Origin of the sequence: Bartonella capreoli (genome assembly GCF_902813205.1) — a bacterium.
GTDB lineage: Bacteria > Pseudomonadota > Alphaproteobacteria > Rhizobiales > Rhizobiaceae > Bartonella > Bartonella schoenbuchensis.
Genome location: NZ_CADDZX010000142.1, coordinates 1 through 512, shown reverse-complemented (window position 1 = coordinate 512; position 512 = coordinate 1). Strand labels below are relative to the sequence as shown.

Sequence of the window (512 nt, the reverse complement as noted above, 5' to 3'; positions counted from 1 at the left end):
GACGAATAAGATCGGGCATCTCTTGAAAAAAGAAGGTAATGAGAAGAGAGGCAATATGAGCACCATCAACATCCGCATCGGTCATAATGATAATACGTTCATATCTGAGATCTTTTTCGCGCTATTTAGTGCGTGTTCCACATCCAAGAGCAAGTATAAGATCGCCAATTGTTTGGCTTGAGTTCATTTTCTCGTGTGCGGCACTGGCTACATTTAGGATTTTTCCACGAAGAGGTAAAATTGCTTGATTTGCTCTGTCTCGCGCTTGTTTAGCGGAACCACCAGCAGAATCACCTTCAACAATGAATAATTCAGCTCCAGCGGCAGAGTTTTGGCTGCAATCTGCAAGTTTACCGGGAAGACGTAATTTCCGTACAGCAGTTTTCCGACTTATTTCTCTGTCTTGACGCCGTCTAACACGTTCTTCAGCACGTTCAACAACCCAATCGAGAAGTTTTGTGGATTCTTGTGGAGAATTTGTCAGCCAATGATCGAAAGGATCACGTATAGCA

At 43.4% G+C, this 512-nt stretch carries 1 pseudogene; it reads right to left on the bottom strand.

The annotated features are described in order from the left end of the window. Positions 1-512: pseudogene (locus tag J7R05_RS07760) on the bottom strand (toprim domain-containing protein); the annotation flags it as partial.